At 41.3% G+C, this 9,578-nt stretch carries 8 protein-coding genes and 1 pseudogene; 8 read left to right on the forward strand and 1 reads right to left on the reverse strand.

Annotated elements, in window-relative coordinates:
* From ACEW8O_RS11730 to ACEW8O_RS11750, 5 genes and pseudogenes are all read left to right on the forward strand, one after another.
* On the forward strand, window positions 1-983 hold a 983-nt coding region (locus tag ACEW8O_RS11730; protein WP_373494818.1), incomplete at its 5' end, for a hypothetical protein.
* A gap of 50 nt (window positions 984-1,033) precedes the next feature.
* Window positions 1,034-2,110, forward strand: a complete 1,077-nt coding sequence (locus tag ACEW8O_RS11735; protein ID WP_373494819.1) for a glycoside hydrolase family 88 protein — start codon at window positions 1,034-1,036, stop codon at window positions 2,108-2,110.
* Between the two features lie 156 nt (window positions 2,111-2,266).
* Window positions 2,267-2,440 carry a hypothetical protein gene (locus ACEW8O_RS11740; protein ID WP_373494820.1) on the forward strand — a complete coding sequence of 58 codons (174 nt, stop codon included), beginning with the start codon at window positions 2,267-2,269 and terminating at the stop codon, window positions 2,438-2,440.
* Window positions 2,441-2,675: 235 nt separating this feature from the next.
* Window positions 2,676-5,161: pseudogene (locus ACEW8O_RS11745) on the forward strand (hypothetical protein).
* 52 nt (window positions 5,162-5,213) lie between these two features.
* Window positions 5,214-5,726, forward strand: coding sequence for a hypothetical protein (locus ACEW8O_RS11750; RefSeq protein ID WP_373494821.1), 513 nt, complete (start codon window positions 5,214-5,216; stop codon window positions 5,724-5,726).
* Between the two features lie 177 nt (window positions 5,727-5,903).
* Here ACEW8O_RS11750 and ACEW8O_RS11755 read toward each other — a convergent pair whose 3' ends face one another.
* Window positions 5,904-6,512: a Uma2 family endonuclease gene (locus ACEW8O_RS11755; protein ID WP_373494822.1), complete on the reverse strand. Its 609-nt coding sequence runs from the start codon at window positions 6,510-6,512 to the stop codon at window positions 5,904-5,906.
* 473 nt (window positions 6,513-6,985) lie between these two features.
* Here ACEW8O_RS11755 and ACEW8O_RS11760 point away from each other — a divergent pair, with 473 nt between their 5' ends.
* From ACEW8O_RS11760 to ACEW8O_RS11770, 3 genes are all read left to right on the forward strand, one after another.
* The gene (locus tag ACEW8O_RS11760; RefSeq protein ID WP_373494823.1) at window positions 6,986-7,588 is read left to right on the forward strand and encodes an RNA polymerase sigma factor; all 603 of its coding nucleotides are present in this window, start codon (window positions 6,986-6,988) and stop codon (window positions 7,586-7,588) included.
* A 161-nt stretch (window positions 7,589-7,749) separates the two neighbouring features.
* Entirely contained in the window at window positions 7,750-8,838 is a 1,089-nt protein-coding gene (locus ACEW8O_RS11765; protein WP_373494824.1) for a FecR family protein, read from the forward strand.
* 174 nt (window positions 8,839-9,012) lie between these two features.
* Window positions 9,013-9,578, forward strand: a 566-nt coding sequence (locus tag ACEW8O_RS11770) for a carboxypeptidase-like regulatory domain-containing protein (protein ID WP_373494825.1), incomplete at its 3' end; no start/stop codon positions are given.

Genomic DNA, 9,578 nt, shown 5'->3' on the forward strand with positions numbered 1-9,578 from the left:
ATGATAAACCGGGAAGTGGGCCGTGCTGGAACAACCCGGAATATAGAAATTGGGTGTACGGAACCGTGGAAGATTTATTTCATAATTATGAAGTTGACGGTATGCAGTATGGGGCAGAACGAACGGGTGCACTTTCCAAATTATTGTTTCAGGGATCGGTACCGGATTGCTTCTGTGACCACTGCCAAGAAAGAAACAAAGAAAAGGGAATTGATCCGCTTCGGGCCAAAGAGGGATTTACCCGGCTTTATAATTTTATAATGCAGGTCGAAGTCGGCACGCAGGATTCCACAGACACTGTATTAGTAAATGTACTGAGGTATCTGCAAGAGTATCCTGAAATTCTTGCCTGGAACTATCAATGGTTCAGGGCCGATGAGGAGATTCAGCAGGAAGTATATAATAGAATAAAAAAAATCAAACCTGAAGCCGTGGTGGGTAGGCATGTGGATCACCAAAGATCCAGTTGGGATATATTCTATCGGTCGGCAATTACTTACGGAGAAATGGCCACGCATGCGGATTTTATCAAACCGATTCTTTACCATGATATTTTTGGACCCAGATTGCGGTGGTGGGTGATTCAACGGATGAACGAAAGGGTACTAAAGGATCTGTCACTGAAACAATCACTTGATTTGTTTTACGGCTGGATGGGGTTGAGCAAAGATGCTCAGGTCAAGCTGGATGATCTGGAAACAAATGGCATGGGCCCGGAATATGTGTATGATGAAACCAAAAGATGTGTGGCCAGTGTGGGCGGCAAATCAAAGGTGATAGCAGGTATAGGAATAGATGTGCCATGGCATGCACCGGAAGGTTTGGTACCATATCCCAGCGATCATGAACGGCTCAAAGAATCCATATATAAAGCCAAGGAAGCCGGAGCGGATGGAATATTGGCCTCAAGGGAATATGATGAAATCAGGCATTCCAGCCTGAAGGTTTTCGGAGAGGCGGTAAGAGCAGTGTATCAGTTATAATTAATAGTTATATGTCTAAAAAAATTCGATGTAAAGGTGTTATAATTTTAATGTGCTTAGGGCTCTTATTTGCTTTTCAGAAAAGTAATGCTCAAGGTACGGAGATAATGGTGGAAAAAGTAATTGACCATTGGTTAAGCCTGCACAATAATTTTAGTTCTGCCAAAGATGCCCATGGCAATTACACCATAGACTTAACATTAGAGGCGATGATGGTATATGGGAATTCGAAAGGTACAGAGAAATATCTTGATTTGGCAAAGCAAGTGCTTGCATTGAGGGGGATATCGGCCGAAGATACTATTTCTTATAGAAGTCAACCATTTGGCAGTATGAATTTTCTTATCGGAAAATATTCTGAAAATAATAATTGGTTTAAAGGGTATGTAGCAGAAAGCAGTAAAATGCGACAGGAGGTAGCAAGATCTGAAGAAGGGGCAATCATGATCAACCACCAGGGAGGTCACTATATTTTGATTGATTACTTGCAGGAATATGCCAGCCGAATGGCTAAGACAGGATTTATTACTGATGATCCTGAATTTTACCGGGAGGCAGTGCAACAATACCAAATCTATAAAAATATTGTTCAAAACCCCGAAAACGGGCTTTATAGTCAGGGAAGAGGATGGCTAGATGACAAAAGCCGGCTCTCTCCCGGAGCATGGTCACGTGGACACGGGTGGCTGCTGAGGGGATTAGTTACTTCTATGATGTACTTGCCTGAAGAATACAGGGATGAGCTTTTGCCAATATTGAAAGAGGTTGTAGATTCTTTGCAGAAAGTTCAATCAAAAGATGGCATGTGGTACATCATGCTTCATTTGCCAAAAAGCGAATCTTATCCTGATGTCAGCGGTACCGGTATGATTGCTTATTATATGTCTGTCGCAGTGCGGGAAGGTTGGTTGTCTGGTAAATCCTATAAAAGGAGTATCATGAAAGCTCATGGTAGGTTAAAAGATTTTATTACAGAGAGTGGGCAGGTTCTGAGTTCCAGCAAAGGTCCAGGGCCGCTTTATTCTACAGAGGAATATATAAGGTATCGACCGGAGATTGACGAAAAGCATGGATTTCAAGGTATGATCTATGGTTTACTGGCTCGCAATATTATTGAAAGTAGGTAGCATCAGAACATCATCAATCAGCAGTTTGCAGGCTTGGCCAATATGCATTTCGTTGATAAAGCCAAACAGGGTTTTGTAAGTCCTGCTTTTGAAGTAACTGCAAAATGAAGTATGACTCATGTTCACCTCCCGGGCCACCATTTACCGCTAATGATCATGGGTAAAGGTAATCATGCCGTGCGCTCTATGAAATGGCGATACATCCGTTATATGGATGGCACTGAAAAATTGTATGATGGAGAAAATGATCCGTGGGAATGGAAAAACCTTGCTCATGACCAGGCCTATTCTGGGGTGATTGAAGAGCTAAAGAAACATATGCCACCATGAGAAGAGTAAATGATGGGTTTAATCCGCTACTTGCCAAATCTTGCCTATATATTAGAGATCCGAAATTGATTTGGCAGGAATAGACCCGACAGTGGATAATTGCCTTGGCCGAATATGATCATATTTAAAAAATGGACGTGTTTACAGCTCATTGCCGCATCAGACATATTTTCTGAATTTATAAAAACAACAATCATAATACCGTCATTTAACCCAAACCTGTTTAAATTTCAAGATGAAAGCATTGAAAAGTTGTTTATTGATCTCATTGCTGTTGATTGGATGTAATTCAGGTCAAGAAGGATCCGAAGGAGAAGATTCGGATTGGATTCAAATCAGTGGCGTTTATCCCCATTTGGCTTACTATAATGATGAAGGAGAATGTGGAACCAGTGCAGTGGTGCCATGGGCCGATAGGTTATGGGTGATCACCTACGGGCCACATTTGCCTTTTGGCTCCTCTGATAAACTTTATGAAATCGATGCTGCATTGAATCAGGTCGTTAGAGAGGAAAGCATCGGCGGCACTCCGGCAAACCGGATGATCCATAAGGAATCTGATCAGCTTTTTATAGGGCCTTATGTCATCAACAATCAGGGAAAGGTAAAAGCAATCCCCTATGATCTCATGCCAGGAAGGCATACCGGAAACGCCCGGTATTTGTTCAATCCGGAAAGTAAGATCTATTCTGCCACCATGGAAGAGGGATTTTATGAAGTAGATGTCCATACGCTTGAACCCACATTGCTCTATGAAGACTCAAATGTAGGAAACTAAAAAGCAAAAGATACCGATTCAAATCCTCCCGGATCGCTTTTATTGGGGGCACATGGGAAAGGCGCCTACTCGGGGCAGGGTGTTTTGGTCTACAGCAATAATGGTGAATCCGGTCAAAAAGCATTGGAACAATTTGATATAGAATCCGGGGTTTTGGCGGAATGGAATGGAAAGGAATGGAAAACTGTTCGAAGGGCCCAGTTTGTGGAAGTGACCGGACCAGGAGGAATTTATGGAAATGCCAATCCAGAAACCGACCCGATTTGGGCCACCGGTTGGGACCATAAATCAATTTTAGTCGGGGTAAGAGATATGGGGGAATGGTCATTCTACAGGTTGCCCAAGGCAAGTCACAGTTATGATGGCGCACATGGCTGGAATACTGAATGGCCGAGAATCAGGGATATCGGCAGCCCGGATAATCCCGATTATTTGATGACCATGCATGGCATGTTTTGGAAATTTCCAGGAAATTTTTCTGCTAAAAACTCAGTGGGAATCCGTCCACGCTCAGCTTATCTCAAAGTCATTGGGGATTTTACAAGGTGGAATGACCAACTGGTTTTTGGATGTGATGATTCCGCACAGAAAGAATTTCTGAATGTCAGAAAAGCAAAAGGAGGTATTGAAGGACCGGGACAATCGAATTCCAATCTTTGGTTTACATCCACAAATCTACCTGATGAACTAGGGTCATCTGATGCCAATGGAGCAGTCTGGATATCTGAAGATGTTGCCACAGGATCTGTTTCAGAACCTTTTTTATTTGCAGGATGGACTAATAGGTCGGCATGGATACTCAATGAGGGAAATTCTGAAACCGAATTTTTATTTGAAGTCGATATAGCCGGTGATAATACATGGAAAACCTTGTTATCCCAAAGAGTACCTGCCGGACAAACCCAGCTTATTGAATTTCCAAAAAATGAAAAAGGAGAGTGGATCAGGGTAAAGGTGAACAAAAACTCCAAAGCAACCGTCCATTTTTCCTACAACAATGGCTATACCAAAAGTACATTTGGAAATGCTGAAGTATTTGATGGCATTGCTACTGTTGACAAAAAAGCTTCATTGGGAGGTTTACTTTACGGTCTTGGTGATAACAGGAGAGCCCTTGGAGTTGTTGCCGGAGAAATAGGTGAAAATGGATTCCAGGAAAATGGCTATTATGAGTTGAATGAAAAGATTATATTGTTCCAAAAGCTGATGCTGCGACAAGGGATTTCATAAAAACCAAGTTTACAATCCCCAGATATGTAATAGAAATCGATGAGTCCTCGGTTTTGGTGATTGATGACAAGAACCGCAGGTGGAGACTGCCATTAGGGGAAACAGATTTTACCAAAAAGACCAATGATGGATTGTTGAGGATTTGCAGGGAAGTGGCCACAGAAAGGGATTTATTTAATGCCCATGGGACGTTCTATGAATTGCCTGCGGAAAATGCCGACGGCTACGCCAAGATTAGGCCAATATCGTCCCATAATCTCCAGGTTCATGACTATGCATCATACAGGGGAATGCTGATCTTGACCGGAGTTGATCCTAACAAGTCTGATTCAAAACATATCTTTAAATCAGAGGATGGTAAAGCCGCAGTTTGGGCCGGGGTAATTGATGACCTTTGGAAACTGGGCAAACCGACAGGAAAAGGCGGTCCATGGAAAAACTCACATGTGGTCAAAGTTCAAGCTTCTGATCCATATCTGATAGGGTTTTATGACAAAAAATCCCTTGAAATCAGCCATGACTTAAATAAGGAGGTAGAGTTTACCATTGAAGTGGAGCCTATCGGACATGGTCCATGGATGACTTATAATAAAGTAAAAGTTGGAAAAGGAGAAGTATTTAAATACGATTTCCCAGATGGATTTCAGGCCAGGTGGATCCGGTTCAAATCAAATGAAAATTGCAATGCCACTGCATGGCTGGAGTACAACTAAACAAAAATGAAATAAATTAATTTTAGATATTCAAATCTTAGAGCACTTTCAAATGAAAGAATTATCCCGAAGACTATTTATCAAAAAAGCTGTTGGGACTTCATTGGCTTTCCCTATTATGGAACCTGCCTCTTCTGCTTCGGTGCATCAACAAATCAATGTCCCTACCCGAATTGCCGGATCGGAAGTAACAGGTCCTCTGAGCGTCTCACGGGAGACTATGGAAAGTTGGTTTGGAGGCCCACCTTTTAAAATGCTATATGAGATATGTAAGGCCTGGGTTGATAGATCTGGAAGGCATGGAAATCACTTAGGTCTTCACGATCCGTTTGCGGCTTTCCTGATATTTAAGCCAGATCTCTGCCAATACCAGCGTGTTGATATTGGTGTTAAATTTATGCAGTACGATATTTCCCGTGATAGTGCTATTGAGGGTGATGAATTAACCGGATATACTACTTTTAATCCCAACAAAGAGGGTAAACACCTCATAGCTACGAATGTACAAAAGGAGAAATTTCATGAACATCTTGGACAGATCTGGAAAAGGCATAGCAGGCCTTGAGCAAACCATAAGACCTCTTATCCGTAATACTCCTGATTCAGCTGTCCATCATTTTGGAGATTTGCGGGCCATTCCATCAACGGCGAAAGGTGGTGCTTTACACAACAAGAAAATGGCAGTCGGGGATTGTACGTCCGTAAACCGATCTGATGGAATTTAAGCTTTCTCAAAGTCAATCTACATCATCCCTTCAAAAACTTCCTCAAGATCGAGGACAAAACCGGCTACCGCTTGTGAAGCTACTTGGTCACCATGGGTAAAGATTTTGGAGGTGTGGTATTTCCCATCGATCAGCGTGTAAATGATCAAGGTGCATTCATTGGGATGGATCACCCAGTATTCTTTCACGCCTGATTCCTCATATACTTCATATTTGTTCTGCAGCTCTTTTTTATTGTTGCCGGGAGAGAGGATTTCCACCACCAGGTCCGGAGCACCCACGCAGCCCAGTTCATCCAACTTTTCGGGATCACAGATCACACAGATGTCAGGTTGCACCACAGTGTCGATATCTTCGTTTTTTTTGGATTTTTTTGGAAGGCGGACATCAAAAGGGGCAATAAAAGCTTCACATTTCTTTCCTTTTAAGAAAATGGAAAACGCAGTAAAAACTTTTCCAGTGACTCTTTGGTGGCTAACCCTGGGAGCAGCCGCATGTTTGAAGATTTTGCCCTTGATCAGTTCTACCATCTCATCCATCTGCCAGGTCAGGTAGTCGGCATAGGTGTAGCGGCCATAAAATGTTGATGGCTCCTCAACTTTGTTTTTCATTTCTTCCTTTTCCATTAAGTAAAAATACCAAGAATAAGGGAGAAAGGAAATATGGAAATCATTTGAAATTTCACAATGCCCTTATCCGCCACATTAAGGTGTCGGCAGCAAGAAATCACATTAAATGTTTTAGGGAGCCGACTTATTGCAGAATAAAAGAACAATTGGAATTGCCGTGTCCTTTGATTCGTTGTAAAAGTTTATGGGGCCGATGACTTGGGAATCTTGGAAAAACCAATCCACGATTAACCCGGTGCTAAGCCAAAGCCATTTCCAATACTTGATTATCAAATCCCCAGGTTGCCACCCGGAGCTATCGGGGGGATCAGCATGACGCCTGCCTGCCGTAGGTAAGACTGCTCCGAATTATGTCAATGGTTGTCCATCCTGGTTGGGAGTTTCAACCAAAAACCAGCTAAAACTATCCGAATTTCAGTTTTTGGATTTAATTTTTTATTATTACTTATTGATCATACAATATACCCAAAATGCCGGATCCTAAAGGGAAATATATTACCGATAACCAAATTGGCGAAATCCAATATTGGGACCTATTGAAAAATGGGGAGAAAGACGGGTTGGAAGGTATTTATAAAATGTTTTCGCAGGAACTTTTTAGGCATGGCATGGCCATCAAGCCCAACCGGAGTTTTATCAAAGACTGTATCCAGGAACTTTTCATCGATCTTTGGAAATACCGAAATAATCTGAAGACCACCGACAATATAAAATTGTACCTGTTCAGATGTCTGTCCAACAAAATCCACAAAGAGATTGCAAGAGATAAAAACCGGTATTCCCAAGATGATATAGATGCATACGATGTTTTACTACTTGAAAATTCACCGGAACAGAACCTGATTAGCCATCAGAATGATGAGAAAATTCAGAAAAAATTGATTCAAGCCTTGGAAAAGTTACCACTGAGGCAGCGGGAAGCTATCCAAAACCTGTTTTTTGAAAACCATTCGTATGAAGAGACTGCCAAGATTATGGGCATCAACATTCAATCTGTATATACTTTGGCTTGGAAGGCCATCGCCAATTTAAAAAAATCCATCTTGATTATTTTATTTTTTCTTTTAACCTGAAATATAATTCTACTGTATTTGATAACAGATTGCTATTCTGGTTGTCATATTGGAATTTTACAAGTGGATTTTTTGAAAATAATGTAAATATCAAAATTTTTTGAAAAATCATAGGATAGATTTTCGGGATTTCTGGCTTATATATATGAAAACAGATAAAAATGGATATTTCAGAATATACAGCGGAAGATTTTGTGCTGGATCCGGAATTCAAAAAATGGGTCCTGTCCCCCAATCCGGAGTCAAACATCATGTGGGACAAATTACTGGAAAAAAATCCTGCCCAATTTAATGAGGTAAAAATGGCAAGGAAAATTTTGATGAACCTTGCTGTCAAAAATCATCAGCTCAGCCAATCCGAATCACGCATGCTCTGGAAGTCAATAGATCAGGCAACTTCTACCTCAGTCGAAACATTTGAAAATGAAGTGCCTTTGAATTCCGGAGTTACCCTGAGTAAATATGAGAAAATTGCGGATAAGGGGTTCGAATTTTCCCAATTTTCCCGTGTTGCTGCCATTTTAGCGGTGGTTTTTGGATTGGGCATTATTGCCAATCTGATTTTCCATTCATCCATCCCCACCACCCCGGATTCTCAGCTTGTTGTTTTTGAGGAACATACCACTCCTCCCGGGGTCAAATCCACCCTGACCCTTCATGACGGTTCCAAGGTGATTCTGAATTCCGGAAGTAGCCTCAGGTATGCCAGGAATTTCGAAGCGGACAGGCGGGCACTTATACTGGAAGGAGAGGCCTATTTCGAGGTTGCGAAAGATCCTGAAAGGCCATTTATGGTGACCACAGGAGAGGTCGTCACCACCGCATTGGGAACTTCTTTCAATATCAGTTCCTATACTGATGAGGAATTGAGCATTTCCCTGCTGTCAGGAAAAATAGCAGTGGATTTGGTTTTTGATAATCCCACTAAATTTTTATTGGAAAAAGGAGAGGGGGTTAGGGTAAACCTAAAAGAAGGAAAATCCACCAAAGGAATTTTTGATCCTGATCAGGTGATCGGTTGGACTCAAAGAAAAATTGTGTTTGATAAGGTAAAATTAAACGAATGTATCCGGGTACTGGAAAACTGGTATGGAGTCACCTTTAATTTCAAAAACAAGCCGGATCCAGGTCTGTTGCTTTCCGGAAAATTCCATGATGAAACCCTTACAAATGTATTGGAAGGGTTGAGTTATTCAGCCAGGTTTGAATATAAGATCAAAGAAAATACAGTAGATATTTATTTTAAATAACCACTTAACAACAATAACATGTGCCTATGAAACAAAAAAGCTTCAAAAAATAAAACCGAAGGTGCGTCAACACCTCCGGTTTAAAGATTACCCGGTTCACGGCTATCAAACTGAAAAACCGGACAAGTTCATTTTAACCATTTAGCAATAGCCTAAAACAAACTATGTAAAGATATGAAAAATCGTTTACTATTACATGTTATCTACATGACCAAGCTGTTTACCTATGCCTTTTTGATCCAGTGTCTTACGATGAGTTTTCTCCTCGCCTGGAATGGAAACGCACAAATCAAAGGTATTGATGAAGTAATGATCAGAATTCCACTGGAAGGTGTTTCTGTCGAAAAGGCCTTTTCGGAAATAGAGAAATCGACGGGATTTAATTTTGTATATACCAATAAGGAACTCAAGAACCTGACGAATGTATCGGTCAATGGGAATCACCAAACCCTGTATGATGTGTTGGTGATCCTTGCCCAACAGACCAATCTGCAGTTTAAGCAGGTCAATGAGAATATTCATGTCAAGAAATCTTCTGTAAAAAAGGATACACCATTCGAAATGATTTCCATAGTATTGGAAGATATCACTGTAGCCGGAACGGTTGTGGATGAAAATGGCGAACCACTTCCAGGCGCTACAGTCACTGTGGCAGGAACCACCACCGGGACTGTGACGGACCTGGACGGAAACTATTCACTGACAGTACCTGAAAATTCAGTAATTGTTTTTTCCTTTAT

It is taken from the genome of Aquiflexum sp. (assembly GCF_041749095.1).
Lineage (GTDB): Bacteria > Bacteroidota > Bacteroidia > Cytophagales > Cyclobacteriaceae > Aquiflexum.